This window comes from Stenotrophomonas sp. GW821-FHT01H02A (assembly GCF_059422145.1).
In genome coordinates this window covers 71,576-91,604 of sequence record NZ_JBWKWI010000009.1, presented here as the reverse complement: position 1 = coordinate 91,604, position 20,029 = coordinate 71,576, and the positions used below count along the sequence as shown (strand labels likewise).

15 protein-coding genes are annotated in these 20,029 nt (G+C 68.3%); 8 read left to right on the top strand and 7 right to left on the bottom strand.

All coding sequences use genetic code 11. From position 1 onward, the window contains the following. Positions 1–24: 24 nt before the first annotated feature. Positions 25–1,830 (bottom strand): monovalent cation:proton antiporter-2 (CPA2) family protein, encoded by a 1,806-nt coding sequence (locus AC07WC_RS14390; RefSeq protein WP_495210600.1) that lies wholly within the window; start codon positions 1,828–1,830, stop codon positions 25–27. Positions 1,831–2,172: 342 nt separating this feature from the next. On the opposite strand from AC07WC_RS14390, the gene mgtE reads away from it, so the two are divergent. The 3 genes from mgtE (at position 2,173) to AC07WC_RS14375 (ending at position 7,118) form a co-directional block, all read left to right on the top strand. Further along, positions 2,173–3,543, top strand: coding sequence for a magnesium transporter (mgtE, locus tag AC07WC_RS14385; RefSeq protein ID WP_495210599.1), 1,371 nt, complete (start codon positions 2,173–2,175; stop codon positions 3,541–3,543). A 99-nt stretch (positions 3,544–3,642) separates the two neighbouring features. After that, positions 3,643–6,372 carry a bifunctional acetate--CoA ligase family protein/GNAT family N-acetyltransferase gene (locus AC07WC_RS14380; RefSeq protein ID WP_495210598.1) on the top strand — a complete coding sequence of 910 codons (2,730 nt, stop codon included), beginning with the start codon at positions 3,643–3,645 and terminating at the stop codon, positions 6,370–6,372. A gap of 47 nt (positions 6,373–6,419) precedes the next feature. Beyond that, positions 6,420–7,118: an alpha/beta fold hydrolase gene (locus AC07WC_RS14375; protein WP_495210597.1), complete on the top strand. Its 699-nt coding sequence runs from the start codon at positions 6,420–6,422 to the stop codon at positions 7,116–7,118. A 59-nt stretch (positions 7,119–7,177) separates the two neighbouring features. On the opposite strand, the gene dkgB is transcribed toward AC07WC_RS14375, so the two are convergent. Together dkgB and AC07WC_RS14365 are read right to left on the bottom strand one after the other, a co-directional pair. Beyond that, positions 7,178–7,981 carry a 2,5-didehydrogluconate reductase DkgB gene (dkgB, locus tag AC07WC_RS14370; protein ID WP_495210596.1) on the bottom strand — a complete coding sequence of 268 codons (804 nt, stop codon included), beginning with the start codon at positions 7,979–7,981 and terminating at the stop codon, positions 7,178–7,180. A 163-nt stretch (positions 7,982–8,144) separates the two neighbouring features. Continuing rightward, complete coding sequence (locus tag AC07WC_RS14365) at positions 8,145–9,359, bottom strand: MFS transporter (protein ID WP_495210595.1); 1,215 nt, start codon at positions 9,357–9,359, stop codon at positions 8,145–8,147. A 126-nt stretch (positions 9,360–9,485) separates the two neighbouring features. Between AC07WC_RS14365 and AC07WC_RS14360 the strand changes: the two genes are divergently transcribed. Further along, positions 9,486–10,388 carry a LysR substrate-binding domain-containing protein gene (locus AC07WC_RS14360; protein WP_495210594.1) on the top strand — a complete coding sequence of 301 codons (903 nt, stop codon included), beginning with the start codon at positions 9,486–9,488 and terminating at the stop codon, positions 10,386–10,388. A 30-nt stretch (positions 10,389–10,418) separates the two neighbouring features. Here AC07WC_RS14360 and AC07WC_RS14355 read toward each other — a convergent pair whose 3' ends face one another. After that, a complete protein-coding gene (locus tag AC07WC_RS14355) occupies positions 10,419–12,551 on the bottom strand; it encodes a methyl-accepting chemotaxis protein (RefSeq protein ID WP_495210593.1) in 2,133 nt (710 codons plus the stop codon). A 181-nt stretch (positions 12,552–12,732) separates the two neighbouring features. Between AC07WC_RS14355 and AC07WC_RS14350 the strand changes: the two genes are divergently transcribed. Together AC07WC_RS14350 and AC07WC_RS14345 are read left to right on the top strand one after the other, a co-directional pair. Then, positions 12,733–13,185, top strand: coding sequence for an Rrf2 family transcriptional regulator (locus AC07WC_RS14350; protein WP_495210592.1), 453 nt, complete (start codon positions 12,733–12,735; stop codon positions 13,183–13,185). Then, complete coding sequence (locus tag AC07WC_RS14345) at positions 13,175–14,083, top strand: NAD(P)/FAD-dependent oxidoreductase (RefSeq protein ID WP_495210591.1); 909 nt, start codon at positions 13,175–13,177, stop codon at positions 14,081–14,083. The genes AC07WC_RS14350 and AC07WC_RS14345 overlap by 11 nt, the downstream gene beginning before the upstream one ends. Positions 14,084–14,172: 89 nt before the next feature. Here the strand turns inward: AC07WC_RS14345 and AC07WC_RS14340 are convergent, their stop codons facing one another. Continuing rightward, positions 14,173–15,132: an aldo/keto reductase gene (locus AC07WC_RS14340; RefSeq protein ID WP_495210590.1), complete on the bottom strand. Its 960-nt coding sequence runs from the start codon at positions 15,130–15,132 to the stop codon at positions 14,173–14,175. Positions 15,133–15,306: 174 nt separating this feature from the next. Here AC07WC_RS14340 and AC07WC_RS14335 point away from each other — a divergent pair, with 174 nt between their 5' ends. Then, complete coding sequence (locus AC07WC_RS14335) at positions 15,307–16,167, top strand: class I SAM-dependent methyltransferase (RefSeq protein ID WP_495210589.1); 861 nt, start codon at positions 15,307–15,309, stop codon at positions 16,165–16,167. A gap of 128 nt (positions 16,168–16,295) precedes the next feature. Further along, positions 16,296–16,835 (top strand): pseudouridine synthase, encoded by a 540-nt coding sequence (locus tag AC07WC_RS14330; protein WP_495210677.1) that lies wholly within the window; start codon positions 16,296–16,298, stop codon positions 16,833–16,835. An 86-nt stretch (positions 16,836–16,921) separates the two neighbouring features. Here AC07WC_RS14330 and AC07WC_RS14325 read toward each other — a convergent pair whose 3' ends face one another. Next, positions 16,922–17,311 (bottom strand): hypothetical protein, encoded by a 390-nt coding sequence (locus AC07WC_RS14325; protein ID WP_019185464.1) that lies wholly within the window; start codon positions 17,309–17,311, stop codon positions 16,922–16,924. A gap of 178 nt (positions 17,312–17,489) precedes the next feature. After that, complete coding sequence (gene hrpB / locus AC07WC_RS14320) at positions 17,490–19,994, bottom strand: ATP-dependent helicase HrpB (RefSeq protein WP_495210588.1); 2,505 nt, start codon at positions 19,992–19,994, stop codon at positions 17,490–17,492. Positions 19,995–20,029 lie beyond the last annotated feature (35 nt).

Here is a 20,029-nt window from a genome sequence, read left to right as displayed (position 1 = left end):
TGCCCGGTGCCGGTTGCAGGGCCATCAACGTGGCGGATCGTCGTCCGCGCCCTTCCCATCACTCTCCGCATCCGCCTCGAACAGATGCATCAGATCCGCGCGCGCGTCGCGCGAGGTCTGGATGACCGCCGCTTCGTCGTCGTAGACCAGGTACTGGTCGCGCAGCAGCTTCTCATCATGCTCGCGGAAGCGCTGCACATGGCTGCGCGCGGTGTCCACCGACATGCCCAGTGCGATCAGCATCCGCTCGCTCAGCTCCAGGCTGGTGCCGAACACCTCGCGGAACGGCTCGGCGGACATGTCCATCAGCCGCCACGCATGCTGGCGGTTGCGTGCGCGCACCAGCACCACCGCATCCGGATACATGCGCCGGATCAGCCGCGTGGCGCGCATGTTGGCGTCCGGATCATCGAGGGTGACCACGTAGACCCGGATGTGCTCGCCACCGGCGGCACGCAGCATTTCCGGCCGGGTCGGATCGCCGTAATAGAGCTTGTTGCCGAACCGGCGCAGGTCCGAGACCGTGTCCGGGTTCGACTCCAGCGCCACGAACGGAATCTTCTGCGCGGTCAGCAGGCGCGCCACCACCTGGCCGAAGCGGCCCATGCCGGCAATCATCACCGTTGGCTGCACATCCTCGATGTCGACCTTGTCGGCCGGCTGCGCAGCCGCTTTGGGGCCCTCGTCGCGGCCCAGCAGCCGGATCAGGCCGATCATCAGCAGTGGGGTGATCGCCATCGACAGACCCACGATCGCCACCAGCCGATCATGGTTGGCGCTGCCCAGCAGATGCGCGCGCTGCGCTTCGTTGAACACCACGAAGGCGAACTCGCCGCCCAGCCACAGCACGCTGCCCAGCAGCACCGCGTGGCGGGTACGCAGCTTGGCCAGCTTGCCGATCCCGAACAGCAGGCCGAACTTCACCACCAGCAGGATCGCCACCCCGGCGGCGATCATCATCGGCTCGGCGACGATGCGGTCCAGGTCGATGCCCATGCCCACCGCGATGAAGAACAGCCCCAGCAGCAGGCCCTTGAACGGCTCGATCTGCGATTCCAGTTCATGCCGGAATTCGGAATCGGACAGCAGCACGCCGGCCAGGAACGCACCCAGGCTGGGGCTCAGGCCGGCCTCCTGCATGAACCACGCGGTGCCCAGTACCACCAGCAGCGCCGTTGCGGTGAACACTTCCGGGCTGCGCGTGCGCGCGATGATGTTGAACAGCCGGCGCAGCACCGGCCGGCCGCACAGGATCACCACGGCCAAGGCCCCGATCGCGATGGCCACGTCATTCCACTGCAGGGTGTCGTTGCGCGCGCCGCCCAGCAGCGGAATCGCCGCCAGCAAGGGGATCGCGATCAGGTCCTGGAACAGCAGGATGGCAAAGCCGAGCCGGCCGTAATCGCTGTTGATCGCCTTGTGCTCGGACAACAGCTGCAGGCCGACCGCGGTGGAGGACAGCGCCAGCGCGATGCCGACGATCAACGCGCTCTTCCACTGGAAGTGATCGAGCATCAGCAGGCTGCCGAGCACGAGGGCACTCAACGCCACCTGCAGCGCGCCGGCACCGAACACCGAGCGGCGCATCACCTTCAGGCGCGCGGGGGACAGCTCCAGCCCGATCACGAACAGCAGCATCACCACGCCGATCTCGGCGGCGCTGAGGATGCGATCGGCATCCTGCACGAAGCCCAGGCCATCCGGCCCCAGTACCACGCCGGCGGCCAGATAGCCGAGCACCGCGCCCAGGCCGAGCTTCTTGAACACCGGCACTGCGATCACCGCGGCCAGCAGCAGCACCAGGGCCAGCTCGAGCGCGCCGCTATGCATGGAAGAACCTGCTCATGGGATCGTGTGCCGTGCGGGTGGAAAGCCTCCCCGGCATCCGGGGCCTGTGGCCGGGCCACGCACCATTATGCGGCCGCCATGGGTGTCGAAGGCCACTGCCACCCGAACGGCGTGCGGCACGAGGGTTGACCTGCGTCACAGCCGGGTCCAGACTGCCCGCCGCTGCTGGCGTCCGCCGTCGGCAGTAAACCCATCCGGAGTCCCCAACCCATGTCCAGCGACAGTAGAAGTCGACCTTGCTCGACGCCAGCGATGGCTACCGCCTGATACGGGTCGGTTCGCCAGCGTTGGCGTCGCGCAATGCGATACCCACAGGCGAATACGATGAACCAGAAAGACCTGCTGCGCCCGGTGGCCGATGCCGCCTCGTTGAGCGCACCCCTCGATAATTTCAACACCGCCGATGCGGTGGAATTCCTCAACACGCTGAGCCTGTCGCGCGCCGCCGACACGCTGGCCGCGTTGCCGTTGCCGCGCGCGGTGAAAATGCTCGAGCAGCCCGAGCTCAACCGCAGTGGCGACCTGGTGGCAGCGATGCCCGTGGCCCGCGCCGCTGCCCTGCTCGGCCTGATGGCCGATGACCGCGCCACCGATATCGTCCACGAGCTGGACGAGGACGAGCGCGCGCGCCTGATCCCGCTGCTCAGCCCCGAGGCCCGCAAGGCGATCCAGCAGCTGCTGAGCTACCCGGCGCATACCGCCGGCGCACTGATGACCACCGAGTTCGTCAGCGTGCCCTCGGACTGGACGGTCGGCCGCACCCTGCAGCACATCCGCGAGGTCGAGCGCACCCGCGAGACGGTGTACGCGATCTATGTGCTGGACCCGCATACCCGCGCCCTGGTCCAGGTGGTCACCATGCGCCGGCTGATCACCGGGCTGCCGGAGGAGCCCATCCTCGACGTCGCCCAGGTCAATCCGCCGGTGACGGTGGATGTGCAGCTCGACCAGGAAGAAGTGGCGCAGCTGATCCGCCGCCACGACCTGCTCGCGATCCCGGTGGTGGATGCGCAGCACCATGTGCTGGGCATCGTCACGGTGGACGACATCCTCGATGCCCTGATCGAGGAATCGACCGAGGACGTGCACAAGTTCGGCGGCATGGAAGCGCTGGAAAAGCCGTACATGCAGATCGGGTTCTTCGAGATGCTGCGCAAGCGCGCCGGCTGGCTGAGCGTGCTGTTCCTCGGCGAGATGCTGACCGCCAGTGCGATGCAGCACTACGAAGACGAACTGGCGCGCGCGGTGGTGCTGACGCTGTTCATTCCGCTGATCATGAGCTCGGGCGGCAACTCCGGCTCGCAGGCGACCTCGCTGCTGATCCGCAGCCTGGCCCTGCGCGAGCTGCGCCTGCGCGACTGGTGGAAGGTGGCGCTGCGCGAGGTGCCGACCGGGATCACCCTGGGCGCGATCCTGGGCGTGCTGGCGATCATCCGCATCGTGTCCTGGCAGCTGCTGGGCCTGCACGACTACGGCGACCACTGGCAGCTGCTGGCACTGACCATCGGCGCGGCCCTGGTCGGCATCGTCACCTTCGGCTCGCTGTCCGGCTCGATGCTGCCCTTCATCCTCAAGCGGCTGGGCTTCGACCCGGCCAGTGCCTCGGCCCCGTTCGTGGCCACCCTGGTCGACGTCACCGGCCTGGTCATCTACTTCAGCATCGCCGCGATGATCCTGCGCGGCACCCTCCTTTAACGGGGACGTTAACGGGGACCGTTAACGGGGACGGAGGTCGTTAATAACAGGGACGGGGGTGATTATTAATCACCTCCGTCCCTGTTACTGTCTGGTCGCATGAGCACCTACCACCTGCAAGCCGTCTTCCGCCCGCAGTCGGTCGCCGTGATCGGCGGGAGCCCGCGTGAACGTTCCGCTGGCCGGGCGGTGATGCGCAACCTGCGCGGTACCGGCTTCCCTGGCAAGGTCGCCTGGATCAATCCGCGTTACAGCGAGATCGATGGCATCCGCACCGTGAAGCGGCTCAAGGACCTGGACTGGGTGCCCGAGCTGGTGGTGATCACTGCCCCGGCCAGCATCGTGCCGCAGGTGGTGGCCACGGCCGCCGAGCGCGGTGTCAGTGCGGCGATCATCCTCACCGCCAACCTGGGCGAGGGCCCGGGCTCGCTGGCCGCACAGGTGGAGGCGGCCGCACGGCCCAAGGGCCTGCGCATCCTCGGCCCGCACTGCCTGGGCGTGATCGCCCCGCATGCGCGCTTGAACGCCAGCATTGCCGCGCATTTCCCGCAGGCCGGTGACCTGGCCCTGATCTCCGAATCCAGCGCGATCGCCGCGGCCCTGGTGGAGTGGGGCGTGGCGCGCTCGGTCGGTTTCTCCGCCGTGGTCTCGCTCGGCGACACGCTGGATGTCGATTTCGGCGACCTGCTCGATTACTTCGCCACCGATTACCGCACCCGCGCGATCCTGCTCTACGTCGAACACATCCGCGATGCGCGCAAGTTCATGTCGGCCGCGCGTGCCGCCGCGCGCGCCAAGCCGGTGGTGGTGGTCAAATCCGGCCGCCACATCCGCATCAATCCCGATGCCGATACCCACGTGCAGGCGCTGGCCAGCGCCGATGCGGTCTACGGCGCGGCGTTCAACCGCGCGGGCCTGCTGCGCGTGAGCGCGCTGGACGAACTGTTTACCGCCGCCGAAACGCTGGGCCGGCTCGGCACGATCCCCGGTCGTCGACTGGCGATCCTCAGCAATGGCGGCGGGGTCGGGCGGCTGGCGGTGGACCAGCTGCTGGCCCTGCGCGGCAGCCTGGCCGAGCTGTCGCCGACCACCGTCGCCCAGCTCGATGCGGTGCTGCCGCAGGGCTGGTCGCGCAGCAATCCGGTCGACATCGTCGTTGATGCCGACGGCGACCGCTATGCCGCCGCGATCGAAGCGCTGATGTCCGATACCGAGAACGACGCGGTGCTGGTGGTCAACGTGCCCACCGCGTTCACCTCCTCGGCCGATGCCGCGCAGGCGCTGACCCGCACGCTCGGCCTGCGCCCGCGCCATCACCGCGACAAGCCGGTGTTCGCGGTGTGGCTGGGCAACGACGACCGCGCCACTGCCACGCTCAATGCCGCACGCGTGCCGACCTACCCGACCGAAGCCGAGGCCGTGCGCGGCTTCCAGCATCTGGTGCGTTACCGTGACGCGCAGGCTGCGTTGATGGAAACCCCACCCAGCCTGCCCGAGGATTTCGTGGTCGATACCGCCGGCGCCCGCGCGCTGGTGGAGGCTGCGCTCGCCGCCGGCCAGCAGTGGCTGGACCCGATCGCCACCCACCAGCTGCTCAATGCCTACGGCATTCCGTCCGCACCGGTGATGCAGGCACGCGATGCCCATGAGGCGATGGACCTGGCGCAGCCGTTGCTGGAGCAGGGCGCCACGGTCGCGATCAAGGTGTTCTCGGCCGACATTCCGCACAAGTCCGATGTCGACGGGGTGCGCTTGAACCTCAGCACCCTGCAGTCGGTGCATGCGGCGGCCACCTCGATCATCGCGCGTGCGCACGAGAAACGGCCCGATGCGCGCATCGATGGCGTGCTGGTGCAGCCGACCATCGTGCGGCCCAAGGCGCGCGAGCTGATCGCCGGCATCGCCGACGACCCGACCTTCGGCCCGGTGATCGTGTTCGGCCGCGGCGGCACGGCGGTGGAAGTGATCGATGACAAAGCCATCGCCCTGCCACCGCTGGACCTGCGCCTGTCGCACGAACTGATCGGACGCACGCGCGTGTCGCGCATCCTCAAGGCCTACCGCGATGTCCCGGCCGCCGACGAACGTGCGGTCGCGCTGATCCTGGTCAAGCTCGCCCAGCTCGCCGCCGACATTTCCGAGATCCGCACGCTCGACATCAATCCGCTGCTGGCCGACCGCGACGGCGTGATCGCGCTGGATGCGCGCGTGGCGATCGCACCGTCGCGCAAGCTGCACAAGGGCCGCGGCCATCCGCGTTTCGCGGTGTTCCCGTACCCGAAGGAGTGGGAGCGCACCATTACCCTGTCCGACGGTGCCCCCGCCTTCGTGCGTCCGGTCCGCCCCGAGGATGACGCGCTGTTCCGCGCCTTCTTTGCCCGCGTCACCGATGACGACCTGCGCCTGCGTTTCTTCCAGTCGGTGAAGCATTTCAGCCACGAATTCATCGCCCGCCTGACCCAGCTCGACTACGCGCGCTCCATCGCCCTGGTGGCGATCGACCCGCGCAGTGGCGACATGCTCGGCGCGGTGCGCCTGCACGCCGATGCGGACTACGACCGCGGCGAGTACGGCATCCTGATCCGCTCCGACCTCAAGGGCCACGGTATCGGCTGGCGGCTGATGGCGATCATGATCGAGTACGCCCAGTGGCTCGGCCTGAACATCATCGAAGGCCAGGTGCTGCGCGAGAACAGCACCATGCTGGCGATGTGCCAGAGCCTCGGCTTCAAGACCCGGCTCGACCCGGACGATTCGACGGTGATGGTGGTGACCCTGCCCGTGCAGGAAGTGCAGGTACCGCAGGCACCCGATCCTGCAACGCACTGAGCCGATCGCGGTACGGCGTGGGCACGCGGGCGGGGCGACAATACGGCATGACTGATCGTATCCCCCTGTTGCTGCTCCCCGGCCTGCTCAACGACGCTGAACTCTGGCGTGCGCAGATCGCCGACCTGTCCGATATCGCCGAGTGCATCGTCGGCGACCAGACCCGCGGCGGGACGATGCAGGCGGTGGTCGAGGACGTGCTGGCACAGGCACCGGCGCGTTTTGCCCTGGCGGGATTCTCGCTGGGTGGCTTCGTGGCGCAGGCGATCCTGCGCACCGCGCCGGAACGGGTGCTGCGGCTGGCCCTGATCGACACCTCGATCCATGCCGACTCGCCCGAGCGTGCCAGGCAACGCCAGACGCAGCGGGCCAGCGTGCGCCTGCCCGGGAAATTCCACGGCTTCGGTGACACGCTGATGCGCAGCTATATCGACGCCTCGCGGCTGGATGACTACGTGCTGGTCCAGCGCGTGCGCGACATGACGGCGCGGCTGGGCGCGGACGTGTTCCTGCGGCAGAGTGCGTTGGATCGGGTGGATGGCCATGACGTGCTGGCCGGGTATCGCGATCCGCTGTTGATCGTGTGCGGTGCGAACGACCGCATCACCCCGCTGGCGATCAGCGAGGAGATGCATGCGCTGGTGCCGCACTCGAACCTGGTCGTGCTGCCCGACTGTGGGCATCTGGCCCCGATGGAAAAGCCCGACGAGGTCAGCGCGGCAATGCGGGACTGGTTGCTCCGGTAGGCGCCGACCCTTGGTCGGCACGCACCATCCACGCCCGACCAACGGTCGGGCGCTACCGATCAATCCCAGGCCGGGGCGATCCCCTCCGGATTGGCCAGGCGATGCCCGCGATCCAGCGTGGCGATCTGCGCCATGTCCTCATCGCTCAAGCGCAACTCGGCCGCCAGCAGGTTGCCGGCCAGGTTCTCGCGCTTGGTCGAGGACGGAATCACCGCGTAGCCCTGCTGCAATGCCCACGCCAGCGCGACCTGGGCCGGGGTGGCCTGGTGGCGCTCGGCGATGGCCTGGATCACCGGGTCCTTGAGCACTTCGCCGTAGGCCAGGCTCATGTACGTGGTGACATGGATGCCCTGGTCCTTCAGGAACGCGATCAACGCGCGGTTCTGCAGGTACGGATGGACTTCGATCTGGTTGGTGGCGATCGCGTCGGCACCCAGGATCTCGATGGCCTGGCGGGTCTGGGCGATGGTGAAGTTGGAGATGCCGATCTGCCGGGTCAGGCCCTGCGACTTGGCCTCGGCCAGCGCACCGAGATACTCGGCCATCGGCACGGCATCCTTCGGCGACGGCCAGTGGATCAGGGTCAGTTCGACATGGTCGGTGCGCAGCTTGCGCAGGCTCTCGCGCAGGCTTTCCAGCAGCGCGTCGTGATGGAAGTTGGCGATCCAGATCTTGGTGGTGAGGAACAGATCATCGCGGGCCACGCCGGACTCGGCGATGGCCTGGCCGACCTCGGCCTCGTTCTCGTAGATCTGCGCGGTATCGATGGCGCGGTAGCCAACGTCCAGTGCGTTGCGCACCGAGTCGATCACGGTCTGGCCCTTCAGGCGGAAGGTGCCGAGGCCGAATGCGGGAATGTTCATGGAAACTCCTTCATGGGGTGAGGTGCAGGCTACGCCGTGCACCGTAAAGCGACGTAGAGCCGACCGTTGGCCGGCTGCGGTTGCGTGAAACGAATCGTTGCTCGGCTGTCAGGTAGAGCCGACCGTTGGTCGGCTGCTGTCACGGGTCCGCGACCGGAATCCCTCAATGCGCACTCACGGTGATGCCTTCGGCACGGTCGGCAACCCCATCGCGGCGGTCCAGGCGCCCGCTCAACGCGGTCAGGCCGAAGGCGCCCATCACCACCAGCGCGCCCAGCCACGGGGTGTGCATCAGGCCGAAGTGATCGACCACCAGGCCGCCCAGCGACGCGCCGAGTGCGATGCCGACGTTGAACGCGGCGATGTTCAGGCCGGAGGCCACATCGGCGGCCTGCGGGGCGAAACGTTGTGCCTGCTTGACCACGTACACCTGCAGCCCCGGTACGTTGCCGAACGCCACCGCACCCAGCGCCAGCACGGTCAGCAGCACCAGCCAGGTGTTGTAGGCGGTGAAGGTGAGCACGAACAGCACGGCGGCCAGCAACGCGAAGATCAGCTTCAGCGCCGGGATCGGGCCGCGGCGGTCGGCCAGGCGGCCGCCCCACAGGTTGCCGATCGCCACCGACACGCCGTAGACCAGCAGCACGCCGCTGACCGCATTGGCCGAGAAACCGGTCACGTCCTGCAGGATCGAGGCCAGGTAGGTGAAGGACAGGAAGGTGCCGCCGTAACCGAGCGCGGTGATCGCATACACCAGCAGCAGGCGCGGCTGCGCCAGCACGGAGAGCTGCTGGCCGAACGTGGCCGGCTCGCTGCGCTGGAGATTGCGCGGCACGAACAGCAGGCTGCCGATCAGCGCGATCACGCCGAGCGCGGCCACCGCCAGGAAGGTGGCGCGCCAGCCCAGGTGCTGGCCGATGAAGGTGCCCAGCGGCACGCCGGTGACCAAGGCCACGGTGAGGCCGGTGAACATGATCGCGATCGCGCTGGCCGCCTTCTCCTTGGGCACCACCGAGGTGGCGATGATCGAGCCGATCGAGAAGAACACGCCGTGCGCCAGGCCGGTCAGGACGCGCGCCACGATCAGCGAGCCGTAGCCCGGTGCCATCCAGGCGATCACGTTGCCGAGGGTGAACAGCAGCATCAGCGCCACCAGCAGCGTCTTGCGCGGCACCCGGCCGGTCAGCGCGGTGAGCACCGGCGCACCGACCGCCACGCCCAGCGCGTACAGCGATACCAGCAGGCCGGCCGAGGGCAGGGTGACGCCGAGGTCGGCGGCGATGGTCGGGATCAGGCCGACGATGACGAATTCAGTCGTGCCGATGGCGTACGCACCCAGCGTCAGCGCCAACAAGGCCAAGGGGATACCACGGGACATGGACGGATACCGGTGGGAAGTAAGGCTGCGCAGTCTGCGCGCCGCACTCTTGCGGAAAAAGCGGCCTTCACGCCAATCACTGTTGCCCCATGGTCAATAATGGGGCACCTCCGCCGCGCCACCGCCATGAAAACCACCCTTGATGAGATGCAGGCCTTCATCGCCGTGATCGACAGCGGCTCGATCACCGCCGCCGCCGAACAGCTGGGCCAGACCACCTCCGGGGTCAGCCGCGCGCTGGGCCGGCTGGAGGAAAAGCTCGGCACCACGTTGCTGACCCGTACCACCCGGCGCCTGCAGTTGACCGAGGAGGGCGATGCCTTCCTGGCCCAGGCCCGCGCCATCGTGGCTTCGGTGGAGGCCGCCGAAGAGCAGATCGCCGCCCGCCGCGAGCGCCCGGCCGGACGACTGCGCGTGGATGCGGCGATGCCGTTCGTCCTGCACGTGATCGCCCCGCTGGTAGCGGGTTACCGCGCGCGTTATCCCGAGGTGGCGCTGGAGCTCAACAGCAGCGAGCGCTACATCGACCTGCTGGAGCGGCGCACCGATGTGGCGATCCGGATCGGGCCGCTGGCCGATTCCACCCTGCACGCGCGGCCGCTGGCCCACAGCCGCCTGCGGGTGATGGCCAGCCCGGCCTACCTTGAGCAGCATGGCACCCCGCGCGATGTGGCGGCGCTGGGCGAGCACACCCTGCTCGGTTTCAACGAGCCTGATTCGCTCAACCACTGGCCGCTGCCCGGTGCGACCGATGCACTGCTGCATGTCCGTCCGGCGGTGGCGGTCTCCAGTGGCGAAACGCTGCGCCAGCTGGCGCTGGAAGGGGTCGGCATCGTGAGCCTGTCCGACTTCATGACCGATCGCGACCGTGAGGCGGGCACGCTGGTCCAACTGCTGCCGGAACTCACCGTGGAGGTCCGCCAGCCGATCCACGCCGTGTACTACCGCAACACGGCAGTGTCGGCGCGGATCAGTTCGTTCCTCGACCATCTGGCCGAGGCCATGGTCGGTACGCCCTACGTCCGGTAGTGCCGACCGCTGGCCGGCACCACGCCTGCCTCATGCGGCCCGGACCCATCCGGTCGGCGCACCGCGCCGCGCATCCAGCACGAACACATCCACCGCGGCATTCAAGGCCACCGCCTGCGCTTCCATGCTGCGCGCCGCCGCCGAGGCTTCCTCCACCAAGGCCGCATTCTGCTGCGTGGTCTCATCCATCTGCACCACGGTCTGGTTGACCTGTTCGATCCCGGCCGACTGCTCCTGCGACGCGGCCGCGATGTCGGCCATGATGTCGGTGACGTGCTGCACGCTGCCGACGATCTCGCCCATGGTCCGGCCGGCCTGCTGCACCAGTACCGCGCCGCGGTCGACATCGGCGACCGACCGATCGATGAGCCCCTTGATCTCCTTGGCCGCACCGGCCGAGCGCTGCGCCAGCGTGCGCACTTCGCTGGCGACCACCGCGAAGCCGCGGCCCTGCTCGCCGGCGCGTGCCGCTTCGACGGCGGCGTTGAGCGCGAGGATGTTGGTCTGGAACGCGATGCCGTCGATGACGCCGATGATCTCGGCGATCTGCCGCGACGACGACTGCATCGCCCCCATCGTGGTGACCACCTCGCCAACCACCTCGCCGCCCTGCATGGCGACCGACGCGGCGTTGATCGCGAGCTGGTTGGCCCGGCGCGCATGCTCGGCGTTCTGGCGCACGGTGGAGGTGAGTTCCTCCATCGAGGCGGCGGTCTCTTCCAGGTTGGCCGCCTGCTGTTCGGTACGGCGCGACAGATCGCTGTTGCCTGCGGCGATCTCGCCGGCCGCGGTCTGGATCGACTGCGCGGCCTGCTTGATGTCGCCGACGATGGTGGCCAGCTGACCGGTGGTGCGCGCCATGTCATCGCGCATGCGCGCGAACACGCCATGGAAGTCGCCGTGCATGCGCGCGCTGAGATCACCGCCGGCGATCGCCTGGAGCACGCGCGAGGCCTCGCCCAGGTCCTGCTCGGTGGTGTGCATCAGGCGGTTGAGGCCGCCGACCATCTCGCCGAAGTCGTGCTGATAACGCGCTTCATCGCCGCGCTGGCTGAAATCGCCCACGGCGGCGGCCTCGGCCAGCCGCTTGATCTCGGCATTGATCGCACCGAGGTTGGCCTTGGCCGTATCCAGTGCCTGGGTGATCACCGCCTTCTCGCCGGGCAGGCGCTCCATGTCCACCGACAGATCACCGACCGCGTAGTGGCCCATGATCTCGATCGCCCGCAGCTTCACCTGGATGTGGTTGGCGACCAGGGTGTTGGTGTCGCGCACCATCTGCCCATAGCCGCCGGGGAATGCCGTGGCGTCCATGCGGTAGCTGATCTCACCGGCGTCGTGGCGCTGTGCCATGGTCGCCTGCGCGGCCAGCACGTCCTTCAGGGTCTGGGTCACCGCGCGCATCGCGGTGCCGAGGCGACCGATCTCGTCGTGGCTGCGCACCACCACGACATGCTCCAGATCACCGCGTGCCACCGCGCGTGCCGCCGCTTCCACCGCGACCACCGGGGCGATCACCGCGCGCCGCAGCCACACGGTAAGCGCGACCAGCAGCAGCACCGCCGCCAGTGCCGTGACGATCGCCGAGGCGACCAGCGCTTCGCGGGCGCGCTCGGAAGTGGCGTTGGTCTCGTACGCCGCGCGCTCGCTGGCCCGCGCAGCCAGTGCATCCAAGGTGGTACCCACGGCACGGTCGGCCCCGAGCACCAGCGCGTCGCCGGCCTGGGTGTCATAGCCACTGGACGCGAACGCCTCCAGCGCGCCGCGGTAGCGGGCCTCCAATGCGCGGTGCTCGGCCAGGAACCGGTTGGCCAGCGTGCGTGTCTGTTCGTCGCGGCTGGTCGCCAGCGTGCCGGCCAGGGCTTCAATGCGGCGTCCTTCCGCAGTGAACGCGGCCAGGTGGCGCTCGCGCTGGGCGTCATCGGCACCGCGGATCAACACGTTCTTCCACTCCTGCACCTGCAGGCGGAACCCGCGCTGCAGCAGCTCGGCCTGTGCCTTGCGAGCGACCTCGACGGGCACCTCGGCCGCCAGGTGCCGCCAGGCCGAGCCCAGCCCGGCCAAGGCGGCCAGCACGATGATGACCAGGCCGAGCGACAGCGCGCCCAGCAGTTTGAATTGAAGACTCAGGGCGCGTGGACGCGCCGGTGCGGAGGACGTCATGAGAGATCAAAAGTAAGGAAGGGCGATGCGGTATCGGTCTGTTGGGGACACCCTGAAGTGCGACGCCAATCACGCTTCGCGTTCCATTCAATGTTGTGAAGGCTGCGTGTATGCGGAAGTAAGCTAAAAATGGAACGAAACAGGACTGGACAGGCAATCAATATGTAACTATCGTTGTTACATGAAATCCAGCAACCAGTTTTCCGACGCGCTGCACGTGATGGCCCATCTGGTCGGCCAGGACGGCCCGCGCACCTCCGAACAGCTCGCTACTTGCCTGCCGACCCATCCCGTGGTGATCCGGCGTCTGCTGTCGGCCCTGAACAAGGGCGGCCTGGTGACGACCGTGCGTGGCCACGGGGGCGGCGCCCAACTCGCCCGGGCGCCGGCGCAGATCACGCTGCACGATGTGTATCTCGCCATCGGTGCGCCCGCCCTGCTGCACACCGGCGCACGCGAGACCGGACGCGGCTGCCCGGTGCAGCGCGTGGTCAACGAGGCACTCGACGACAGTTACCGCCAGGCCCAGGCCCTGCTCGAGGCCCGCCTGCGCGACACCACCCTGGCCACGTTGGGCGAGGAATTCGCCCGCCACCTGGCTCACCACGCTGCAGGAGTTCCCCATGACGCTTGATGCGATTGTCGTCGGCGGCAGTTTCGCCGGCCTGTCCGCTGCCCTGATCCTGGCGCGTGCGCGCCGCGAGGTGCTGGTGATCGACAGCGGCCTGCCACGCAACCGCTTCGCCGCACATTCCCACGGTGTCCTCGGCCAGGATGGCATCGCCGGCGCCGAGCTGCTGCGCAACGCCAAGGCGCAGTTGCTGGACTATCCCACCGTGCGCTGGATCAGTGACACGGTCTGCACGGCCCAGCCGACCGTGGATGGTTTCGTGGTCGGCACCGCGAACGGTGACACCTGGGCCACGCGCAAGCTGCTGCTGGCAACCGGCATCCGCGATGCGCTGCCGGAACTGCCTGGGCTGGCCGAACGCTGGGGCCACAGCGTGGTGCATTGCCCGTACTGCCATGGCTATGAAATCGGCGGCGGTGCGATCGGCCTGCTGGGCGGGCATGAGAAATCCGCGACGATGGCCGCGTTGCTCGCGGACTGGGGCAACGTCACCCTGTTCGCGCACGGCATGACACTGGCGCCGGAGGAACTCGCCGCCCTGCAGCATCGCGGGGTCAGCATCGAGCACGAGGCGGTGACCGGGCTGGAAGGTGAAGCACCCGCATTGAGCGCGGCCGTGCTCGCCGATGGCCGCCGGATCGAACTGCGCGCGCTGTTCGTCACCGCGGGGCAGCACATGGGCACGCCGTTGGTCGAGCAGCTGGGCTGCGCGCTGGAGGACAGCCCGATCGGTGTGCTGGTCCAGGTCGACGCGGGCAAGCAGACCAGCGTGCCCGGCATTTACGCCGCGGGCGACGCAACGCTGGTCGGCAACATCAGCCTGGCCAGTGCCGAAGGCGTGCGCGCTGGCGTGAGCCTGCACCACGCGCTGGTCGCCGAAGACAGCCGGGCAAGCCGATAAGACGAGCGAGCCCGGACTGGAAACGGAACGCCCGCCCCGGACGGACACAGCCGCCCTGCGGCGGCTGTCCGTCACACAGGGCGGTGTGCTCAGCCCTGTTCGGCGCTCGCCGCATCCAGCTGCTGCACATCCTGCGTCGACAGCGCGACGTTCGCGGCCGCCAGCACATCCTTCAACTGCTCGACACTGGTGGCGCTGACGATCGGCGCGGTGATGCCCGGGCGTGCGATCAACCACGCGATCGCCACCTGCGAGGGGCTCACGCCATGCGTGCTGGCCACATCGTCCAGCGCGGCGAGGATGCGCAGGCCGCGCGGATTGACGTATTTGTCCACCACACTCTGGCCGCGCGCGCTGCTCTTGCCCGCATCGGCGGCACTGCGGTACTTGCCGCTGAGGAAGCCACTGGCCAGCGAGTAGTAGCTGATCACGCCCAGCTGCGCTTCGCGCACCACCGCTTCCAGCCCGGCTTCGTAGCCGGCACGGTCGTACAGGTTGTACTCCGGTTGCAGCGTCTCGTAGCGGGGCAGCTTGTAGTCGGCCGAGACCTTCAAGGCATCGCGCAGGCGCTCGGCGCTGTAGTTGGAGGCACCGATCGCGCGCACCTTGCCCTGTTCGATCAGGCGACCGAAGGCCGCCAGCGTGGATTCGAGCGGGGTGGATTCATCATCCTCGTGCGCCTGGTACAGATCGATCACGTCGGTCTGCAGGCGGCGCAGCGAGTCCTCCACCGCCGCGGTGATGTTGTCGGCGGACAGGCCCGGGTGTTCGGACCACTTGGCCACCTTGGTCGCCAGCACCACCTTGTCACGCTTGCCACTGTGTTTGAACCAGCGGCCCAGGATGGTTTCCGATTCACCGCCCTGGTTGCCCGGCACCCATGCCGAATAGACATCGGCGGTATCGACCAGGTTGAAGCCGGACTCGACGAAGGCATCGAGCAGGGCGAAGGAGGTCTTCTCGTCCGCACTCCAGCCGAAGACATTGCCGCCGAAGGCGATGGGGGCGACATGGAGGCCGGAACGACCGAGTTCGCGCGTAGCAGTCATGGGTGATGTTCTCCCTGGGAATCGTTTCCACAGGATACGGCCGGCGTAGTGACAGCGTTGCGGCAGCAGGCACAAAACAGTGTTCCGGATTGCTGCGTCGCACTAACGTTTTGTGAACACCTGTGCACGCTTGGCTGCTAGTCTCGCCGCATCCCGCTACCGGAAGCCCCGCCGATGAAAGCCCGTTCGTTGACCTGTGCCTGCCTGTTCACTGTCTCCACCCTGATGCTTGCCGCGCCCGCGATGGCGATCAAGCCCGCTGGCCCGAACGCGCAGGTCGCGATCACCCCGGCCGTGCAGAAGGCCGTGCAGGACAGCCGCCGCGATCCGGCCAACGTCAAGCGTGATGCGTACCGCCATCCGGCACAGACGCTGTCGTTCTTCGGTGTCGCACCGGGCCAGACCGTCATCGAGATCACCCCGGGCAACGGCTGGTACTCCGAAATCCTTGCGCCGCTGCTGCACGACCAGGGCCAGTACGTGGCCGCCGTGGTCGATCCGATGGCCGTGCCGGAAGGGCGTGGCCGCGATTACCAGCAGCGCAGCCGTGACAGCCTGGAAAAGAAGTTCGCCGGCGACGCCAGCGTGTTCGGCAAGAGCCGCGTGGTTGCCTATGACCCGAAGGCGCCGGTGTTCGGTACGGCCAACTCGGCCGATGTGGTGCTGACCTTCCGCAACGTGCACAACTGGCGCAGCAGCGGCCAGGCCGAAGGCATGTTCAAGGGCTTCTTCTCGGTGCTTAAGCCGGGCGGCGTGCTCGGCGTCGTCGAGCACCGTGCCAAGGCGGATGTGCCGGCCGACGACAAGACCGGTTACGTGGGCCAGCAGCAGGTGATCGCGATGGCCAAGGCCGCCGGTTTCGAACTGGCCGGCAGCAGCGAGATCAACACCAACCCGCGCGATACCAAGGATTACCCGAACGGCGTGTGGACGCTGCCGCCGACCAACCAGCATGACGCCGCCGACGAGGCCAAGTACCAGGCGATCGGTGAAAGCGACCGGATGACGCTGCGCTTCGTGAAGCCGGGCAAGTAAGACACCGCGCGCGGGTTACCGCCCGCGCGTCCTGCTCAGAATGAAGATCAACGGCTGACGTTCGCCGCCGTTCGCGGCGGCGGCACGGGGATGGGACAATGGGCCACCCCACCGCCGCTGTTGCCCCGATGCTGATCGCCTTCAACAAACCGTTCAACGTGCTGTGCCAGTTCACCGACCGCAGCCAGCCGCCGCGCGCGACCTTGGCCGGTTTCGGGCTGCCACCGGCGGTGTACGCAGCGGGGCGACTGGATTACGACAGCGAAGGCCTGCTGCTGCTCACCGATGACGGCGGTCTGGCCCACCAGTTGACCGATCCGCGGCACAAGGCCGACAAAACCTATTGGGTGCAGGTGGAAGGCACGGTAACCGATGAACAGCTCCAGGCATTGCGCCGTGGTGTGCTGCTCAACGATGGCCCCACACTGCCGGCGGGTGTCGAGCGCCTGGAGCCCCCGCCTGAACTGTGGCCGCGCACGCCGCCGGTCCGTTTCCGCAAGACGGTGCCCGATGCGTGGCTGGCGATCACGCTGCGCGAGGGGCGCAACCGGCAGGTGCGGCGGATGACCGCGGCGGTCGGCTTGCCGACGCTGCGACTGGTGCGCGTCTCCATGGGCGCGCATGCGATCGGCGATCTGCAACCCGGCCAATGGCGGGAAATCCGGTAGCGCCACGCGGTGCGTCGTCGTGCCGCAATAAAAAACCGCCGGCAAGGCCGGCGGCTTCGATACGCATGCAGTGATGCGTCAACGGATCAGGCGTCGCTGCCGATATCGCTGGTTTCATCCACCACCGTGTCGTTGCGGCGGTTGCGGGCGCTGATGCGCTGCGCCTGGCCGTTCACCACGCCACCGTTGGCGAGCTTTTTCTTCTGCTGCTTGCGGTACAGCGCGTAGCCCAGCAGGCCCACGCCGACGGCCGCGGCGGCGATGGTCACGGCCGGATTGCGGCGCACGACCTTGGCAGCCACTTTGCTGCCGGTCTTGACCGCGCCGAGCGCGGCACCGGTCTTGATCCAGTCGGTGGCCTGCGGGCCGAAGTGGCGCAGGTTGCTGCCGGCATGCTTGAGGCCGTCACCAGCGGTGCTGGCGATGTCCAGGGCGCGCTCGAGGGCGCGGTCGGTAATCACGGTCAATCTGCTCATGGGGGGTCCTTTGCCTCGGTTCTGATCCAGTGTCGCGCGATGGCCGTGTAGGGCGTGTTATCCGCCAGCGACGGCCAGGTCACGACTGTAACGGCTGGGCGCAGTGGGGGTCAGCGGGGCCCATGACGCTGGTCAGGTGGCAGCCATGAATGGGGAACGCATCACCACGGAGCCGCGCTCACGTCCCCCGTGGCTTGGCCCGGTGCGTCGCGGTTGCCGTCCACGGATCATCCGGCCACGGATGCTTGGGATAGCGGCCCTTCATTTCCTTCTTTACTTCCGCGTACGTGTTCGCCCAGAAGTTGCGCAGGTCCTGGGTAACCTGCAGCGGGCGGCCGCCAGGGGAGAGCAGATGCAGGGTCAGCGGGATGCGGCCATCGGCGATGCGCGGGGTGTCGCTCAGGCCGAACAGTTCCTGCAGTTTGACGGCCAGCACCGGCGCCTGCGGCGTGACGCCATCGGCATCGAGCGCGTAGTGGATCAGACGTTCCATGCCAGAGGGCACGGTGATGCGGACCGGGGCATGGCGATCGATCAGCTGGCGTTGCGCCCACGGCAGGGGGGATTTCAGCGCTTCACCCAAGGTGGATTCGTCGAGCGCGTCCAGGCGTGTCCTGCCGTTGAACGCGGGCGTCAGCCAGGCCGGCAGCGTCGCCATCAGCGCTGCATCGGAGACATCCGGCAGTTCGAGCTCCGGCATCCACGCGCGCACCGCCAGTGCACGTGCCTGCCACTGGCGCAGACCGTCCGTCCACGGCAATGCATCCAGCCCGAGTTCGGCAACGGCATCGGTCAGTGCCTGCGCAGCGTGCGCGGGATCCACCCGGCCGGCCGAGCGGCTGTCCAGCACGATGCGATCGAAGCGGGTTTCGCGGCGCGCGACCAGCGCGCGCTTCTCACCGTCCCAGCGCACCACGTCCTCTTGTTTAAAGCGCTCTGGGAAATCACGGCGCAGACGGTTCTCGTCCACCGGCGCGGCACGCAGCAGCAACGCGTCGCGTGCTTCGTAGCGCAGCTCCACGGCCACCAGCCAGGGCTCGCCACGCAGATCGCTGGGATCGAACAGGCGCGCGCTACGCCCATTGGCCAGCAGGTAGCGCAGCGGATCGGTGGGATGGCGGGCGGCTATCCGGTCCGGGAAAGCATGCGCGAGCAGGTCGCCGAGCTGATGCGCCTCGACCGACGCAGGGGGTGCGGAATCACAGCGCAGGCGTCGCCGCCATTGCTTGCTGGCTGCATCGATGGTGGCCAGGCCACCGCGGTTGGCATCGTGCGGCACGCGCCCCTGACGGAACGCTGCCAGCGCACGCCACCGCGCGGCGAGGGCATCCCCACCCTGGCGCAGCGGATCGCGCGCTTCCACCAGCGCGGCGAGATCGCAGGCCAAGGCCTGTTCGACACCCGTGCCAGCTGCCATCAGCATCGCGGCCAGCCGCGGATGCGTGCCGAGGGTCAGCATCCGGCGGCCCAGTGGGGTCAGCGTGCCGCTGTCGCTGAGCGCGCCCAGGCGCTGCAGCAGTTCACGGGCGGCGGCCAATGCACCGGCCGGCGGTGTATCGACGAAGCGCAGGTCGTCGCTGCCCCAGGCGGCCAGCTCCAGCGCCAGCGAGGCCAGTTCCACCTGCGCGATCTCGGGCCGACGCTGTGCCTCCAGCCGCTGCGACTGCGGCCACAGCCGCCAGGCCCAGCCCTCGGCGACACGGCCCGCGCGGCCGGCACGCTGATCGGCCGAGGCCTGTGCGATGTTGACCACATCCAGGCGCGCGAAGCCGCTGTTGGGGTCGTAGCGTGGCTCGCGGGCGAGTCCCGCATCGATCACCACGCGCACGCCGGGCAGGGTGACCGACGATTCGGCCACGTTGGTGGCCAGCACCACCCGGCGGCGCCCGCCGGGATCGGGCTGCAGCACCTGCGATTGCTGGTCCACCGGCAGTTCGCCGTGCAGCGGCAGTACCTGCACGGCGGGATCGAGCACGGACTGCAGCGCGGTCTGCACGCGCGCGATCTCGCGCTGCCCGGGCAGGAACACCAGCACGTCGCCGGGATGCTCGGCCAACGCCTGCTCCACCGCGCGGCGCGCCTGCGGTTCCAGCGCTTCGTCGCGGCGTGCGGGGAAATGCGCGATCGTCACCGGGAAGCTGCGGCCTTCGCTGCTCAGCCGGGGCGCATCGAGGAACTGCGCCAGCCGCTCGCCATCCAGGGTGGCCGACATCACCACGATGCGCAGGTCCTCGCGCAGTTGCGACTGCACATCCAGCGCCAGCGCCAGGCCCAGATCGGCGGCCAGATGGCGCTCGTGGAACTCATCGAACAGCAGCGCGCCCACGCCCTCCAGCAATGGATCGTCCTGCAGCATGCGGGTCAGGATGCCTTCGGTCACCACCTCGATCCGGGTCCGCGCGGAGATCCTGTTCTCGAAGCGGATGCGATAGCCGACGGTCTCACCGACGTTCTCGCCCAGCTGTCGCGCCATGAACTGCGCGGCGCTGCGCGCGGCCACGCGGCGTGGCTCCAGCATGATGATCCTGCGGCCTTCCAGCCACGGCGCATCCAGCAGGGCCAGTGGCACCTGGGTGGTCTTGCCGGCGCCGGGTGGCGCTTCCAGCACCAGCCGGGGGCCGTGCTCCAGCGTGGTCAGGAGCTGCGGCAGCAGCGTGGAAATCGGGAACATCGGGGGCGTCATGCGGCAAGGATACGGGGCGCAGGCGAGGCCGGCGA